The organism is Streptomyces ferrugineus (assembly GCF_015160855.1).
Lineage (GTDB): Bacteria > Actinomycetota > Actinomycetes > Streptomycetales > Streptomycetaceae > Streptomyces > Streptomyces ferrugineus.
Genome location: NZ_CP063373.1, coordinates 3,436,471 through 3,452,956, shown reverse-complemented (window position 1 = coordinate 3,452,956; position 16,486 = coordinate 3,436,471). Strand labels below are relative to the sequence as shown.

Sequence of the window (16,486 nt, the reverse complement as noted above, 5' to 3'; positions counted from 1 at the left end):
CGCGAGCCACGCGCGCGTGCCCCAGGGGCCACGGCCCGTACCCCGGTCGGCGGGGGTACGGGCCGTGTTCGTACGCCGGGGTTCAGGTGGTCACGGTCTGGCGGTGGTCCGCCTGGTAGGCCATGGCGTGCTGGACGACTCCGATGAGGATCTCCTTGACGGACTCCCGGTCGCGGGCGTCGCACAGCAGCAGCGGTACGCCGTCGTCGAGGTCGAGGGCCTGCCGGATGTCCTCCGCCGGGTAACGGGCGGCTCCCTCGAAGCAGTTGACGCCGACGAGGAAGGGTATGGAGCGCCGCTCGAAGTAGTCGACGGCCGCGAAGCAGTCCTCGAGACGGCGCGTGTCGGCGAGGACGACGGCGCCGAGCGCGCCCTCCGAGAGCTCGTCCCACATGAACCAGAACCGCTCCTGGCCGGGCGTGCCGAAGAGGTACAGCACCAGGTCCTCGCGCAGGGTGATGCGGCCGAAGTCCATGGCGACGGTGGTGGTGTGCTTGCCCTCGACACCGCTCGTGTCGTCGACCGGACGTCCGGCCTCGGTGAGCAGTTCCTCGGTGCGCAGCGGCCTGATCTCGCTGACCGCGCCGACGAGCGTGGTCTTGCCCACGCCGAAGCCGCCGGCCACCAGGATCTTGAGCGTGACGGGCTCGACCGGAGGCTTCCCGCGCTCAGAACGCCCGAAGATCATCGATCTCTTCTCCTGCTTGATGGGGGTCGGGCGACGGTGGGCCGTACCCTCCGCCGCCGGGGGTTTCGATGACGAGTACGTCGCCGGGGCCGACGTCCGCCGAGTCGCTGCCGCCGAGTGCGGTGACCGTGCCGTCGGCGCGCTCGATCCGGTTGGCTCCCAGCGCGCCCGGCTCGCCGCCCGCCATGCCGTACGGCGGGACCCGGCGGTGCTGGGACAGGGTGGAGACGGTCATGGGTTCGTGGAACCGGATACGGCGCACGGCACCGTCCCCGCCGCGCCGCCGGCCGGCACCACCACTGCCCTGCCGTACGGCGAACTCGTCGAGCTGTACGGGCAGTCGCCACTCCAGCACTTCAGGGTCGGTGAGCCGCGAGTTGGTCATGTGGGTCTGGACGACGGGTGCGCCGGGGAAGCCGTCGCCCGCGCCGGATCCGGAGGCCACTGTCTCGTAGTACTGGTGGCGCTCGTTGCCGAAGGTGACGTTGTTCATGGTTCCGGAGCCCTCGGCCTGGACGCCCAGTGCGGCGTAGAGGGCGCCGGTGATCGCCTGGGAGGTCTCCACGTTGCCCGCGACGACCGCGGCCGGAGGTTCGGGAGCGAGCATCGAGCCGGGCGGTACGACGATGTCGAGGGGGCGCAGGCAGCCGTCGTTGAGCGGGATGTCGTCGGCGACCAGGGTGCGGAAGACGTACAGGACCGCCGCGTTGACGACCGAGAAGGGGGCGTTGAAGTTGGTGGCCAGCTGCGGGGACGTGCCGGTGAAGTCGACGGTGGCGCAGCGGTTCGCGCGGTCCACGCGCACGCGTACCCGGATGACGGCGCCCGAGTCGGTCTCGTAGGCGTACTCCCCGTCGTCCAGGGCGTCGATGACCCGGCGGACCGCTTCCTCCGCGTTGTCCTGGACGTGCTTCATGTATGCCTGGACGACGTCGAGGCCGAAGTTCTCGATCATGCGGGCGACTTCGTCGACGCCCTTTTGATTGGCCGCGATCTGGGCGCGCAGGTCGGCGAGGTTGGTCTTGGGGTTGCGCGAGGGGTAGGGCGCCTCGGTGAGCAGGCGGAGGGTCTCCTCCTCGCGGAAGCGGCCGCTCTCGGCGAGCAGCCAGTTGTCGAAGAGGATTCCCTCCTCCTCGATGGAGCGACTGTTCGCGGGCATGGAGCCGGGGGCGATGCCGCCGATCTCGGCGTGGTGGCCGCGTGAGGCGACGTAGAAGAGGATCTCCGGCTCACCCTCCGTGTTCGCCGTCCTTCCCGTGTCGAAGACGGGGGTGATCACGGTGACGTCGGGCAGGTGGGTACCGCCGTGGTACGGGTCGTTGACGGCGTAGGTGTCGCCGGGGCGCATCCGGGGGCCGCGGCGCCGGATGACCTCCTTGACGCTCGTGCCCATCGAGCCCAGGTGGACGGGGATGTGGGGGGCGTTGGCCACCAGGTTTCCGTCCGGGTCGAAGAGCGCGCAGGAGAAGTCCAGGCGTTCCTTGATGTTGACGGACTGGGCCGTGGATTCCAGTCGGGCGCCCATCTGTTCGGCGATGGACATGAAGAGGTTGTTGAAGACCTCGAGCAGGACCGGGTCGGCTTTCGTGTCGAGATCGGAACTCTCCGTAATCGCCGCACGTTCCATGACCAGATGCCCGTCGTCGGTCGTCGTGGCCTGCCAGCCGTCGTCGACGACGGTCGTCGCGCTGGTCTCGGTGATGATCGCCGGGCCGGTGACGGTTTCGCCGGGAGGGAGTGACTCGCGGCGGTGGAGGGGTACGTCGCGCCAGGCGCCGCCGGTGTGGAGGCGAACGGTCCGGGTGGCGGCCGGGCCGCCTTCAGGGGTGGTTTCGTAAGGGGCGAGAGCGGAGAGATCGGGGGGTTCGGTGATGCCGGTGGCTTCGACGGAGAGGGCTTCGACGACGATCGGGCGGTCGAGGGCGAAGGAGTACGTGGCGCGATGACGTTCTTCGAAGGCGCGCCGCATCGCGTCGGGCTCGGTGAGTTCGACGGTGAGGGTGGTGTCGGTGCCGTCGTAGCGGAGTTGGGCGCGTCGGGTGACCTTGATGCGTTCCTCGGGGACGTCCTCGTCGAGGAGTTCGGCGCGGGCGGCGGATTCGAGGTCGTCCGCGGTCTTGAGGACGTCGGGCATGGAGGCGGCCTCCAGAGGCGCCTCGGCGGACTGTTCGCGCATGGCCGTGGTGTCGGCGAGGCCGATACCGAGCGCGGAGAGGACGCCGGCCATGGGCGGCACGAGGACGGTACGGATGCCGAGCGAGTCGGCGACCATGCACGCGTGCTGGCCACCCGCACCACCGAAGGTGGTGAGGGCGTAGCGGGTGATGTCGTGGCCCTTCTGGACGGAGATCCGCTTCACGGCGTTGGCGATGTTGGCGACCGCGATCTGAAGGTAGCCCTCGGCGACCTGTTCGGGCGTGCGGTCGTCGCCCGTCTGCTCGCGGATCTCGCGCGCGAGGGCGGTGAAGCGCTCACGGACGAGGGCGTCATCGAGGGGCTGGTCGCCCTCGGGGCCGAACACCTTGGGAAAGTGGGCGGACTGGATACGGCCGAGCATCACGTTGGCGTCCGTCACGGCGAGCGGCCCGCCGCCCCGGTAGCAGGCAGGTCCCGGATCCGCGCCGGCCGAGTCCGGCCCCACGCGGTAGCGGGACCCGTCGAAGTGGAGGACCGAGCCGCCGCCCGCGGCGACGGTGTGGATGTCCAGCATGGGGGCGCGCAGCCGGACCCCGGCGATCTGTGTGGTGAAGACGCGTTCGTACTCACCCGCGAAGTGCGAGACGTCGGTGGAGGTGCCGCCCATGTCGAAGCCGATGACGCGGTCGAAGCCGGCGAGCTGCGACATGCGTGCCATGCCGACGATGCCACCGGCGGGTCCGGAGAGGATGGCGTCCTTGCCGCGGAACTGCCCGGCTTCGGCGAGGCCGCCGTTGGACTGCATGAACATCAGCCGTACGCCTTCGAGCTGGTCGGCGACGTGCTGGACGTAGCGGCGCAGTACAGGCGAGAGGTAGGCGTCGACGACGGCGGTGTCCCCGCGCGGGACGAGTTTCATCAGGGGGCTGACCTCGCTGGACAGCGAGATCTGCGGGAAGCCGACGCGGGCGGCGAGCTCCCCGATGGCCTGTTCGTGGGCCGGGTGGAGGTGGCTGTGCATGCAGACCACGGCGATGGCGCGGATCCCGTGGTCGTGCGCCTCCTGGAGGGGGCCGGCGAGGGCGTCCAGGTCGGGAGTGCGCAGGACGGTGCCGTCGGCGGCGATGCGTTCGTCGACCTCGACGACCCGTTCGTACAGCAGCTCGGGCAGCTCGATGCGGCGGGCGAAGATGTGGGGTCGGTTCTGGTAGGCGATGCGCAGGGCGTCGCGGAAGCCTCGGGTGATGACCAGCAGGGTCCGCTCGCCCTTGCGCTCGAGCAGGGCGTTCGTGGCGACGGTGGTGCCCATGCGGACGGCCTCGATGGGGTCCTGCGAACCGTCCAGCAGCTCACGCACACCCGCGACGGCCGCGTCGGAGTAGCGAGCGGGGTTCTCCGACAGGAGCTTGTGCGTGAGCAGGCGGCCGTCCGGGCGTCGCGCGACGATGTCCGTGAAGGTGCCGCCACGGTCGACCCAGAACTGCCAGCCTGTCACGTCACTACCCCGCTTCCGCGCCGCTCACAGCGCCCGCAGGCCGTTGATCACGTCGCGCAGAATACTCTCGTCCACCAGCTCGGCAGGCGGTACCGGCCGGTTCACATGGACGAATTCTCCGTCCACCAGATCCCCGATGAGGACCCGTACGACTCCGATCGGCAGATCGAGTTCAGCGGAGAGCTCGGCGACGGACTGCGGGGCGTCACGGCACAGACCGACGATGTCCACGTGCTCCGGGGACAGCGTCGAGTCGGCGTCCGGGTCGTCCGCGTGCGGTTCCGCGACGACCACCGCGATCAGGTCGAGGCGGTGCTGGGCCGCACTGGTGGTGCGGCCGCGCGTCATGGCGTACGGGCGGACGACCGGTCCGGCGTCGTCGTCGAACCAGTGGCTTCTTCCCTGACCGTCAGCGCTCATGCCATCCCACTACCCGCCCGAGGGCAGATCGGTGCGCGGAGCGGCGCCCAGATGTACGCCGACCCGCTTGACGAGGAGCGTCATCTCGTAGGCGACCAGGCCGACGTCGGAATCGGCGTCCGAGAGCACCGCGAGGCAGCTGCCGTCACCGGCGGCCGTCACGAAGAGGAAGGCGTCGTCGAGCTCGACGACCGTCTGGCGGACGTTGCCCGCCTCGAAGTGGCGGCCCACGCCCTTGGCGAGGCTGTGGAACCCGGACGCGACGGCGGCGAGGTGCTCGCTGTCCTCGCGGGTCAGGTCCTTGGACACACCCGTCGGCAGGCCGTCACTGGAGAGCACGACGGCCTTGCGGATGCTGGCGACGCGGTCCACCAGGTCGTCGAGGAGCCAGTTGAGCTCCCCGGACTGGTTGGTCGCGGTGTGGCCGGTCGCCTTTGGTGCGGTCATCGACCGTCCCCCTTACTCGTTCCCTGTGGTTCTGTGCCGCTGTGGGCGCTGTCGCCCGCGGCGTTCTCCCTGCGGCCGCGCTGCCAGCCGCGCTGGAGTGAGGCCATTCGGCTGCGTACCTCGTCCGCGTCCCGCTCGGCGGCCTCCGGCTGCTCCTCGGTCCGTGGTGGCGGGCCCTGCCTGAGCTGCGGAGCCAGGTTGGCCTGCCGTACCCGCCGGGGCAGCGGTCCGGCACCGGCGCCGGACTGCTGTGGCGTGGAGGGCGCGCTCGGTACGGAGTCGTCGGGGCCGCTCGACGCGATCGCGGGGCGGCGTGTGCGTCTGGGGAGAGCCGGTGCCTCCGAGGGCTCGGCGCGGTCGCGCTCCGGGGAGGACGGGGGCTCGGAGTGATCGCCGAGCCGGTCCGGCACGTCGGCCGCCTCACCACGGGGTCCGGTCGCGCGGCGGCGGGTCGGCAGCGGAGCGAGACCGTTCGGCTGCGGGCTGCCGGGGCCCGCCGGAGGCTTTGCGTCCCCCTTCTCTCGCCGGGATCGCTGCTCGGTGACCGGGCGTCCGTGCGAGCTGACGAGCTTGGGTGTGCTGCGGCGGGGCAGTGGCACCGGGGCGTTCACGTCGTCGCGGTCGGCCTGGTCCGGCGCGCCATGGGCGCCGGCGGCCGGATGCGGTTCGCCGAGCGGGCTTGTCGTCTCGGCGTCCGTCTGGGTGAGGGCGCGGCGCGGGCGGAACAGGCCGCCGCGGTCGCCGTCCTCGTGGTCGAGGGCGTCGGGGAAGTCGCTGAGGGCGTCGAGGTCGACGGGGGCCTCCAGCTCGACCGGGCCGTCCAGCAGCGAGGCGGGCAGTCCGGGCACGCGCGCCGGTACCTGGGAGAGCGCGGCCCGGCGAGCCTCCTCCAGCTCGGCCTCCTTCGAGGGCGTGGGCCGGTCGAGTCGGAATCCGATGCCGTTGGTGTCCGGCACGTCGTCGGTGAGCAGAGCGTCGGGGATGAAGACGACGGCGGTGGTGCCTCCGTACGGCGACGGCTGGAGCGAGACCCGGACGTTCTGCCGCTGGGCGAGACGGCTGACCACGAACAGGCCGAGCCGGTCGGTGTCGGACAGCTCGAACTCGGGCGTCTCGGCGAGCCGCAGGTTGGCGTCCAGCAGGGCCTCGGCCGCCATGCCCAGGCCGCGGTCGTGGATCTCCAGAGTGAAGCCGTTGGCGACCCGCTCGCCCAGCACCTGGACCGCGGTGTGCGGCGGGGAGAACACCGTGGCGTTCTCCAGGAGTTCGGCCACGAGGTGGGTGACGTCCGCGACGGCCGGTCCGGTGACGGCGACGCGGGGCAGGCGGCGGACCTCGATGCGTTCGTAGTCCTCGACCTCGGCGACCGCGGCGCGGACGACGTCCATGAGCTGGACGGGTTTGCGCCACTGCCGGGAGGGGGCGGCGCCGGAGAGGATCACCAGGCCTTCGGCGTGCCGGCGCATACGGGTGGTCAGGTGGTCCAGGCGGAACAGGTCGGCGAGTTCGTCGGTGTCCTCGGTCCGGCGTTCCATGGTGTCGAGAAGGGTGAGCTGCTTGTGGAGGAGTACCTGGCTGCGGCGAGCGAGGTTGACGAAGACCTCGGAGACGCCGGCGCGCAGTTCGGCCTGCTTGACGGCGGCCTCGACGGCGGCGCGCTGCAGGCTGTTGAGGGCCTGGCCGACCTCGCCTATCTCGTTCTTGTCGTACTCCAGGCGCGGGACCTCGGTCTCCACGTCGACCTGCTCGCCTGCGGAGAGGCGGCGCATCACGCTGGGCAGCCGGACGCCGGACGCCTCGTGGGCCTCCAGGCGCAGTTGCCGCAGGTCGCGGATGAGGCTGCGGCCGATGCGCACGGACAGGAAGAGCGAGAGCAGCAGGGCGAGCAGACCGAGGACGCCCGCGATGGCCGCCTTGACGATGACGCCCATCGCGACCGGCTGGACACGCTCCTGGTAGCGGGTGCCCGCCTCGTCGTTGAGCTTGCTGAGCTCTTCGAGGACGCTGCCGGCGGCGGTGTCCCAGCTCTTGGCCTCGACGGTGCTGGTCCTGCCGGGCTGGGAGAAGACGACCGCCTGCTCGGCGACGCGCAGCGGGGCGGTGGAGGCGTTCTTCCAGAAGCGCTCGTAGCGCTCGCGCTCGGACGAGGGCAGATCCGTCAGGCTGAGGTCGTACGTCAGGGTGCGCTGGGCGATGAGGTCGGAGACCTCGCGGATCTCCTCGCGGGTGAGCTTTCCGACCACGAGGGCGGAGCTGAGCAGGGCGTCCTCGCGGGAGAGGAGTTCGCGGGCCCGGGTGACGTTGAGCAGGGCGCGGGCCTGTTTGTCCATCGCGACGCTGTCGATGCCGTCGAGGGAGCCCAGCAGGGCGTAGCAGGGATCGACGAGCCGGTTGTAGAGGTAGAGCGCCTGGGAGCGGGTCACCGTCCCGTCCTCGACGCTGCTGCGCAGGGAGTTGATGCCGTCGAAGGCGTCCAGGACGGCGGTGAGGCGCTCCTCGTCGCCCTCGTCCATCCCGTCGCGGACGTCGGGGTCCTTGGCGTGCTTACGGATGTCGGAGACGGCGGCGTCCGTGGCACTGCGGGTGACGCGCAGCGCGGTCAGCGCGTCCGAGGCCCGGGGATCGGCGAGATAGACGAGCGCCTGGCGGCGCTCCTGCTGGAGAACGCGGACGGCGTCCTCGGTGGAGTAGCCGATCTTCTCGACCAGGGACGAGACCGTGAACAGCTGGGCCACCCCTCGCCCCGTGAGTACCGTGGCGAAACCCCAGATCGCGGTCAGGGACACCAGCGGCACGAGAAGCAGCGCCACCATCTTCCGGCGGATCGACTTCCCGCGAAAGCGCATGGCCTCCCCCAGCTCAAACCCCCCATCGGTCAAGGGGGCACACCTGTGCGTCAACAATCGGCGCGAGCCTACTACCGACGCGCAGGGAACTCGAAGAGCCGTCCGGAACCTGAACTTCCGCACCGGCGGCGAGACATGGGGAGTTGTCCGGGCATTGCGGGAGATTGGCTCCCGCGATCGCGCGACGCCCCGGCGACGGGAACCGGACGGTCCCCCTGGCCAGTTGGCCTGATTTTTATCTTTCCTGGGAATCTTCGGGACGCGTCGTTCGTCCTTCTGTACGGGAAATGGGGGCGGAATGGGCCACAGGAGCCGTATCCCGTCCCTCGGCGGCGTAAAACAGCGCAAGCCGGGCAGCCACTGGGGAGCCGAGTCTTCAGACACGGGCGAGCGGTCTGCTGGCGGTGGGGAGTGACACGGTGATGGGCACGGCGGAGCGGCGCAAGGCGCCCGAGGACGGCGTTACGGCGCCTGTGGGGGCGCAGCACGCACCCGAAGCGCTGGATCGCGACATTCCGGCGGACGCACGCCGGGAGGCGGAGAACCGCGAGATCGCGGACGACGCGCGCGTGGTGACGGCGGACGAGGATGGCCTGGTGGCCGGCAGCGGGGACAGGGTGGCGATGGACGAGAGCAGCGCCGGGTCCGTTGACGACCGGGCGGCGCCCCAGGAGTGGTCGGGCTACCGGCCGCTGTGGGTGGAGGAGCCCGCGCGGCGGCGCCGGATGCCGGATCCGGTGCGGAGGTCGGCGGTGCGGGCGGTGCTGATCATCGCGGTGACGCTGATCCAGGCGATGGTGGCGTTCCTGTGCACTCTGGCGGGATCGTGGCTGGCGTTCCCAATGGTGATCAGCAGCGTGGTCAGCACCGTGGTGGCCACCTGGGGCGCCCTCGACGTCTGGGTGACCCGCCAGGTGTGGAACCAGCGCAACGGCGTGGTCTCGGCACCGAGCAGCACGGCCCGCTCCCTGCGACGCGAGCGGCGCCGGACGCGTCAGCAGGTGCGGGAGGCTGAGCGCGCGCAGGAGCGAATACGTCGGCGGGGCGGGGCCGGGCAGTTGTCGCACTCCTGAGGGGTCACTCCCGAGGCCGGTCGGCTGCGAGGCGCGTGAGCGCACACAACCAGCCATGTCCTCACCGGCGTACCGGGCTCCCGCTCAGGGAGCGCTGCTCGCCGGTTTCTTGAACATGCGCGTCGCCGTGATCTCGCTGTGCCCCGCCTCCCCCGCCTGAGGCTGCTGGGGCAGTCCCGGGCGCAGGTGCTCCTCCACGCTGATGTACTTCAGGCCCGCCCTGAGGTCGGCGTCGTTGCGCAGGCGGATGACCAGTGGGAACTCCGCCAGTGCCGTCGTGTCGAACAGGCCGGTGGTGTAGAGGAGCTGGACGCCGAGCGCGTCGGACACGGCCCGCTGCAGCTCCAGCAGGTAGGTGGCGTTGGCGCGGCCGATGGGGTTGTCGAGGAACAGCGTGCCCGCGTGACGGTGCTTGTCGCGGCCCCGGTCGTTCGATCTGAGCGCGGCCATCGTGCAGTACAGCGCGATGGCCGCCGTGAGCAGCTGGCCACCGGAGAACACGTCGCCCATCTGACCGACGGGCACCCGCTCGGCACGCAGTACGGCGTCCGGCTTGAGGATCTCGACGGCGACACCCTTGGGTTGGAGCGCTGCCGCGACTCCTCGCAGCAGCAAGGACATTCCGTCGCGCCGCAGGTCGGAGTTCTTCTTCACGGCCGCCCTGGTCGCCTCGTCGATGACCTCGCCGAGGCGTTCGGTCAAGGTCGCCTGGTCGGGCTCCTCGAAGCGGATGCGCAGGAACTCCTGACCGGACCACTCGCCGAGCCCCTCGGGCAGCCGGGACAGGCGCTGGGCGGACCGCAGGGTGGCCAGTGCCGACTCCACCAGCCCGCGGAGGCGGTCCACGATCGAGTCGCGGTTGCGTTCCAGCTGGGCCAACTCGTCGGTGAGGACGCGAAGTCGCGGTGCGAAGGCGTCCGCCCACTTCTGTGCGTGCTCGGGCAGTGCGGAGGCGGGCAGTTCGCGGATCTGCTGGCGGGCGGGGGTGCGGACCTGCTCGTAGCGGGTGGAGTTGGCGTGCCGGACGAGTACGTCGCTCGCCTCACGGACGGCGGCCTCGGCGGCGGACAGATCGGCGGCGCAGCCACGCAGCGACCGGCGGGCCTCGGCGGCGGAGTGCCGGGCCTCCTCGGTGCTGCCGGGGTACGGCTCCGGCTCCTCCTGCTCCTCGTCAATGGTGTGCTCGCGCAGCAGATCGCGGAGCATCGCGGCGATCTCGTCGAAGCCGCCGGCCGCGTCGTCGGCGGCGCGGTGGGCTTCGAGGAGCTCCGCATGGGCCTCGCGGGCCTGCGTCAACGCCTCGGTGCGGGAGGCGAGTTCGGCGGTCGCGGTGCGCAGCAGCGCCTGTGCGTGGTCGGCGTCGCGCGGCTGGAGCTCCTCGGACAGCTCGGTGTGCGCCTCGCCGTCCTCGGGTGCGTGCCGCTCGGCCTCGCCGCGCAGCCGGCCGAGCTGCTCGCTGGCGCTGGACATGCGGGTCTCCAGGAGCTGGACCAGCTCCTCCGCACGGGCGGCGGCCGCCTGCCGGGACGGTCCGTCGGAGCCGTCGGGCGACTGCAGAAGCTGTTCGGCTCGGGTGCGGACCTTGTTGCTGAGCCGGTCCAGCTCCGCGCGGGCCGCGCTCTCGTCGCTCTCCGCGCGGGCCTGCTCGGCCCGCAGGTCGGCGCCGACGCCGACCTTCTCGTACACCTGGGAGGCGGCCCGGTACGCCTCGCGCAGCGCCGGCAGGGACGCCTTCGGGGCGTCCGCGTCGGTGTCCGGCACGTCGTCGGGGGCGCCCGCGATCTCCGAGCGTTCGGCGCGCAGGGCGCGCGCGGTGCGGCGTGCGTCGTCGGCGGCGCGCTGGGCGGCGCGGCGGTCCTCGTCGGCGGCGCGGGCACGCTCCAGGCAGGACTGGGCGCGGGCCTCGGACTCGGTGGCCTCGTCGGCGAGTTCGCGCAGCTTGACCTGCCAGCCCGCCCGCTCGCGCAGCCGGAAGGCCAGCCCGGCCAGGGCGTCGGCGGAGCGCCGTGCCTTCTGGGCGGCCTCCTGCCGCTCGTCGCGGACCTGCGCGGCCTCGGCGGCGGCTTCGTCGGCCTCGGCCCGCACGGTCCGCGCCTCGGCCAGCTCGGCCTCGGACTCCTCCGCGAACGCGCGTGTCTCCCGCGCGGCCTGCGCCAGCTCGACCAGGTGTCCGGCCGGGCAGCCGGTCCGCCATGAGGCGAGCCGCGCCGCCAGCTCGCGGTCCTTGCCGAGCCGCGCGGCGAGGGTGCGGATCTCCTCGTCCCGTTCGGTCGCCCGCGCGCGCAGCGCCTGCCGCTCCTCGTCGGCGGCGTGTTCGTCGTGCATGGCCGGGTTCGGCGGTACGAGGAACACGTCGGGAGAGGGTCCGCCCGGCGCGTCGGCGGCCGGGGTCGGGGCGAGCAGGGCGGCGGCCGTGCCCACCGCGACGGCGGACCGGGGCAGCAGGGCCGCGTCGCCCAGCACTTCCCGGGCGCGCGCGTGGGTGTCGGGGTCGGTGATGATCACGCCGTCGACCAGTTCGGGCCGGGCGGCCAGCACGCGCGCGTGGTCGGCGGGGTCGACGGCCTGGGCGAGATAGCGCCAGCCCGGCAGCGCGGGGATGCCCTGCTCGCCGAGGAACTCCACGGTGGCCAGCACGTCCGGGCCGGGCGGCAGCAGCCCGCCGTCACCGAGCGCACCCAGGATCCGGGCGTCGTCGGCGGCGGCCGTACGCAACTCGAAGAGCTGGCGTTCGGCGGCGGAGACGCCGTCGTCGAGCAGGTCACGCAGCTCGTCGGCGAACCGGTCCAGCTCCTCCGGGGTGAGGGCGCCCTCACGCGCGGGCTCGCTCCCCCTGTCGTCGTCACCCACGCGCGGCGCGGGCACGGGCCCACGCCGCACGCCGGACTCGCCGGTCAGGCTGAGCAGTTCGGCGAGCCGCTCCTCGGCCGCCAGCCCCTCGGCGAGCCGCCGCTCGGCGTCGTAGGCGCGCTCCGCCGCGGTCGCCGCGTCCGCCGCGCGGGCCGCCGTCAGCTCCGCACGGGACTCGGTCGAGGCCGCCTCGCGGGCATGCTCCGAGGCGCGGCGGGAGGCCTCGCGGGCGGTGTCCCAGGCGGCGACGGCGCTCTTCTCGGCGTCGCTGGCCGCGAGGGCGGCGCGGGCCGGGTCGGCGTCGGGTGCGCTGTCGTCGAGCCATCCGGCGCGTACGGCCTCGGCGGTCTCCTGCTCGACCTCGGACAGCCGCTGCCGCAGATGCCCGGCCTCACTGCGGGCCCGCTGCGCGTCGGTGGCGGCGGCGGTGGAGTCCCGGTATGCGGACTCGCCGACCTCCTGGAGCGCGGCGGAGCGCTCCTCCCCCTCGTTGGCGAGGGTCTCGGCGCTCTCGGCGGCGGCGTGCAGGGCCCGTACGAGATCGACGGCGGCCTTGGCCCGGGCGGCCAGTGCGGGGGCAGCGTCCCGCTCGGCCTCCTGGATGGCGGCGGCCACGCGCGCGACGCGGTCGGCCGCGGCGCGGTGCCGCAGGACGGCCTCGGCGGCCTGCCAGGCGGAGTGCAGGGTGCGTGCGTCGGCCAGTTCGCGCTTCTGGGCCGCTGCCGACTTCTCGGCCGCCGCGAGCGCCAACGAGGCGTGTCGGTAGGCCAGTTCGGCGGAGATCAGCGCGCTGCGCTCCCGTGCCGCCTCGGCGTGGGTGACGGCGTACGCGGCGGCGGTGACGCGCTGGGCGAGGTCGGCGGCCCGCACCCGCTCCCGGACGCCCCGCGCGGACAGCCGCCGGGCCAGGGTCCGGGTGCGCCGCTCGGCGCCGGCGTGGATGTCACGCGCGCGTGAGCGGGTCTCGGCGGCCTCGACGATCCGCCCGAGCAGGTCGACGGACCCTGCGGTGAAGTCCCGCTCGGCGATCAGCTCGGCCCGTCGGCCCAGCTTGTTGCCGAAGCCGCTGACCAGGTCGGCGAGGCCGTCGGTGTCGCGGGTGTCGGTCACGGCCCGCAGCAGCAGGTCGGTGAAGTCGGCGTCCTTCTTGACCGCGAAGAGGCCGGCCGCCTCTCCCTCGTCGGCGTTCATCTCCCGCTGGTAGCGGAAGAGTTCGGGGTCGAGGCCGAGGTCGCCGAGGTGCTCGATCCAGCGGTCGTGGATCTCCTCCCAGTGCACCTCCAGATGCGGATACGCCTTGCCCGCCTCCGTGAGGGCGTCCCGGAAACCCTTCATGGTGCGACGGCGGCCCTGTGCGCCCGACTGGCCCTCGACGGGCGGCCGTACGGCGGTGGACTCGGCGACGGGCAGGTTGTCCAGGCTCAGCCCGGGTCCGGGGCGGAAGGAGTACCAGGCCTCGGCGAACTTCCGCGGATCGTTGGAGACCTGGCGGCCGCGCCACTCGCTGACCTTGCCGACCACGACGCACTCGCCGGTGAGCGTGTGCTGCCACTCCAGCGCGACGTGTCCGCAGTCGTCGGCGAGCAGGAACTTGCGCAGCACACCGGAGCTGGCGCCGCCGAGGGTGTTGCGGTGGCCCGGCAGCATCACCGAGAAGATCAGCTTGAGCAGGACCGACTTGCCGCCGCCGTTCTCCAGGAAGAGCACGCCCGCGGGGGCCGGCCTGCGCGGCGGCCCGAGGGGCTCCTCCTCGAAGAACTCCGCCTGCGTGGGCGCGGGGTCGGGCACGGTCTCGCCCACACCGCGCAGGTCAAGCACGGTGTCGGCGTAGCGCGCTCCGGCCGGTCCGATGGAGTAGAGGCGGACCCGGGACAGCTCGTACATGGCGGACTCTCGTAAGTCTTCGGCAGATCGGGGAAGTTCGGGGAACTCGGGGGAGTTCGTGGGCTTCAGGCGGAGTGGAACGGCAGCCCGGCGTCGGCCACCAGCTCCAGGTCGTCCGTGTTCTCGGCGGGCAGCAGCGTCGCCGTGCCGTCGGTCACCGGGACCACGCCCAGCTCCAGCAGCTCGGCCATGGCGGCGCTGCCGGCCATGTCGCGCACCTGGAGCTGGTAGCGGGCGGTCGTCCGGTAGGTGCCGCCGTTGTCGTCGCCGGTCCGCTGCAGGAACCCGGAGTCGGTGAGGAAGGCGACCGCCTTGCCGATGATTCCGGTCGTGGAGCCGGCGAGGCGGCGGGCGTCCTTGGTGGCGCCGGTCGCGCTGCGTCTCACCCAGATCCGCCAGGCGGCCTCCAAGCCGGGCGCGTCCGTGGCGGGGTCGGTGTTCTCCCCCTGCTCCTCGGCGCGCTCCTCCAGCCGGCGGCAGGCCTGCCGGACGAAGGCGTCGACGCCGTTGACGGTGACGCGCCCGATGTAGCCGTCGTCGGCGAGGTCCTCGGGCCGCGGGAACGCCATGGCGGCTACGGCGAGGTGCGCCAGCCCGTGCAGGAACCGGTCGCTGCCGTCGGCGGAGGTACGACGCGCGTAGTCCCCCATGCGTACGGCGAACACCGAGTCCTCGGCCGCGGTCACCGCCATCCCCGCGCGCGGGGACACCTCCAGCACGATCAGGCCGAGCCCGGTGGCCACGGCGTCCGCGAGCCGGGCGAACCCCGGGTCCTCTCGGTAGCGGCGCAGCAGATCGGCGTACTCCTGGTCGCGTGCGGGCTGCAGCTTGGGCTGGAGCCCGAAGGCGACGAGCCGCGCCGCGTCGGCGGCGTCGGCGGGGGTGACGGCGGCGGGCGCCGACGGGGCGGCGGCCTCCGGCTCACTCCACTCGACGTGCTCGGTCACGGTTTGGGCTCCTTGTCGGGGTGTTGCTCGATGGTGCGGTGGTGCGTGAAGGTGCGGTGCAGGTCGTCCATGCGGTGGTCGGCTCGGCTCATGCGAAGCCCAGCGCGGCTCATGCGGCTTCCGTTCTGTCGGCGGCCATCCCCGCCGCGTCCAGCAGAGCCGTCCCCACGATCAGGTCGGCCCCGCCGAACTGGGGATCGTCCAGCTCGGTGCCGTCGTCCACGGCGAACAGCAGCTTCTCCTCGCCTTGCCGATAGGCCGTGCCGACCGCCGGGCTGGCCGCGTGCACCGCCAGCAGCGCGACGAGATACGGCAGATCGGGATCCTGCCGGCGCGCCTGCGCCAGCAGCCCCGACAGCCGCCGCGGCGCATCCGCGGGCAGGTCCAGCAGCTCCATCGCCGCCGCGAGCTGCTCCTCGCTGAACCGGCTGTCGTCCGGCGTCGCGATGAGGTCGGGCTCGGGCATCTCGGCGCCCAGGTGCTCCCGCTCCACGGGCGGCGTCAGCAGTATGTCGACGAGATCGCCGACCCGCACCGACACCGGCGTCCGCAGTCCCGTCCCGCGCGCGAAGTAGGCGTCGGTGACCCGGACCGACTGCTCCAGGGGCAACGGCAGGACGGGGGCGACGAGGTGGCCGTACAGGTCGATCCCGGACGTCGTCATCGGCGTCGCGAAGGCCTGCCGGTCCTGTTCGGCACGGAAGAGCGGTCCGGCCTCCAACAGCCGCGACTGCAGCTGTGTATGGCGTCGGATGCAGTCCTTGACGATGTCCACCAGCTCGGCCGCGCGCCGCTTGTGCTCCGGGTCCTCGGTCTCGTCGCGGGCCTTGCGGATGTTGGTCAGGATCGCGTTCTCGTGGCGGTACCGGTCGGCGACGTGGTCGAGGGCCTCGGCGATCATGTCGGGTACGGAGTTCAGCCAGTCGACCGCCCGGACGTTGCGCCGGGTCGCGTCGAGGGCCCGGCGGAGCGTCTCGGAGTACTGGACGGTGCGGTACCGGGCCTGCTCGGCGGCGAGCTGGGCGTCGGCGAGGCGGCCTCGGTTGATCAGCACCTCGAGCTTGACCTCGGCGGCGATCTGCGCGCTGGTCACATCGGTGTCGAGGGCACCGACGAGGACGTTGACCGCTTCGTCGGTCGTACGGAGGTAGACCGTGCCGCCCGGTCCCGGCACCTCCTCGATCAGCTTGAAGTCGTAGTCACGGCGGACATAGCTGCCGTCCGGCGCGAAGGTGCCGTACACCGCCCGGAAGCCGCGGTCCACGCTGCCGACGTTGATCAGGTTCTCCAGGACCCAGCGGGCCACCCGCTCGTGCTCCGCGACGGGGCGCCGCGGGGCCTGGGCGGCGATGCGCGGGATGAGGCGGGCGACGATCTGGTCGTGGTCGGCGCCCGTGTCGAAGTCCATGTTGAGTGTGACCAGGTCGATGGCGGCGAGCGCCACCTCGGCCATGCCGTACACCGAGTACTCGCCCGCGAGGTTGGCCTTGCGGGCGTCGAGGTCGTGCAGCGGTGCGGTGCAGGCGAGCGCGCGCAGCCGCCGCGCCAGCCCCTCGTCGGCGGCCGGGCCCGGAGCGGGGCGCGGCCCCGCGCTGAGCTGGGGCGGAACACGGTCCGTCGATGCAGGCGAAGTCACGGTGCACAGACTAGGTCCTGGGTCTGACATCGACCCAAACGAACGCCCTCCGCCGTGACAGCCG

General features: G+C 72.4%; 9 protein-coding genes. 1 reads left to right on the top strand and 8 read right to left on the bottom strand.

What is annotated here, in order from left to right:
- Window positions 1-82 precede the first annotated feature (82 nt).
- Genes IM697_RS15780 through IM697_RS15760 form a run of 5 tightly spaced genes read right to left on the bottom strand, consistent with a single transcriptional unit; the run spans window position 83 to window position 8,032 of the window.
- Entirely contained in the window at window positions 83-688 is a 606-nt protein-coding gene (locus IM697_RS15780; RefSeq protein WP_194048315.1) for a GTP-binding protein, read from the bottom strand.
- A complete protein-coding gene (locus tag IM697_RS15775) occupies window positions 669-4,319 on the bottom strand; it encodes a hydantoinase B/oxoprolinase family protein (RefSeq protein ID WP_194048314.1) in 3,651 nt (1,216 codons plus the stop codon). Before IM697_RS15775 ends, IM697_RS15780 begins: the two co-directional genes overlap by 20 nt.
- A gap of 24 nt (window positions 4,320-4,343) precedes the next feature.
- Window positions 4,344-4,739, bottom strand: a complete 396-nt coding sequence (locus IM697_RS15770; protein WP_194048313.1) for a DUF742 domain-containing protein — start codon at window positions 4,737-4,739, stop codon at window positions 4,344-4,346.
- Between the two features lie 9 nt (window positions 4,740-4,748).
- On the bottom strand, window positions 4,749-5,186 hold the full coding sequence (locus IM697_RS15765; RefSeq protein WP_194048312.1) for a roadblock/LC7 domain-containing protein: 438 nt from the start codon (window positions 5,184-5,186) through the stop codon (window positions 4,749-4,751).
- Entirely contained in the window at window positions 5,183-8,032 is a 2,850-nt protein-coding gene (locus tag IM697_RS15760; protein ID WP_194048311.1) for a nitrate- and nitrite sensing domain-containing protein, read from the bottom strand. The genes IM697_RS15765 and IM697_RS15760 overlap by 4 nt, the downstream gene beginning before the upstream one ends.
- Before the next feature lie 422 nt (window positions 8,033-8,454).
- On the opposite strand from IM697_RS15760, the gene IM697_RS15755 reads away from it, so the two are divergent.
- Window positions 8,455-9,105 (top strand): hypothetical protein, encoded by a 651-nt coding sequence (locus tag IM697_RS15755; protein WP_194048310.1) that lies wholly within the window; start codon window positions 8,455-8,457, stop codon window positions 9,103-9,105.
- 84 nt (window positions 9,106-9,189) lie between these two features.
- Here IM697_RS15755 and IM697_RS15750 read toward each other — a convergent pair whose 3' ends face one another.
- The 3 genes from IM697_RS15750 to IM697_RS15740 all read right to left on the bottom strand — a co-directional run bounded on the left by IM697_RS15750 (window position 9,190) and on the right by IM697_RS15740 (window position 16,422).
- Window positions 9,190-13,839: a hypothetical protein gene (locus IM697_RS15750; protein WP_194048309.1), complete on the bottom strand. Its 4,650-nt coding sequence runs from the start codon at window positions 13,837-13,839 to the stop codon at window positions 9,190-9,192.
- Between the two features lie 65 nt (window positions 13,840-13,904).
- Window positions 13,905-14,786: a hypothetical protein gene (locus IM697_RS15745; protein ID WP_194048308.1), complete on the bottom strand. Its 882-nt coding sequence runs from the start codon at window positions 14,784-14,786 to the stop codon at window positions 13,905-13,907.
- A gap of 109 nt (window positions 14,787-14,895) precedes the next feature.
- On the bottom strand, window positions 14,896-16,422 hold the full coding sequence (locus IM697_RS15740) for a hypothetical protein (protein ID WP_194048307.1): 1,527 nt from the start codon (window positions 16,420-16,422) through the stop codon (window positions 14,896-14,898).
- Window positions 16,423-16,486: the final 64 nt, after the last annotated feature.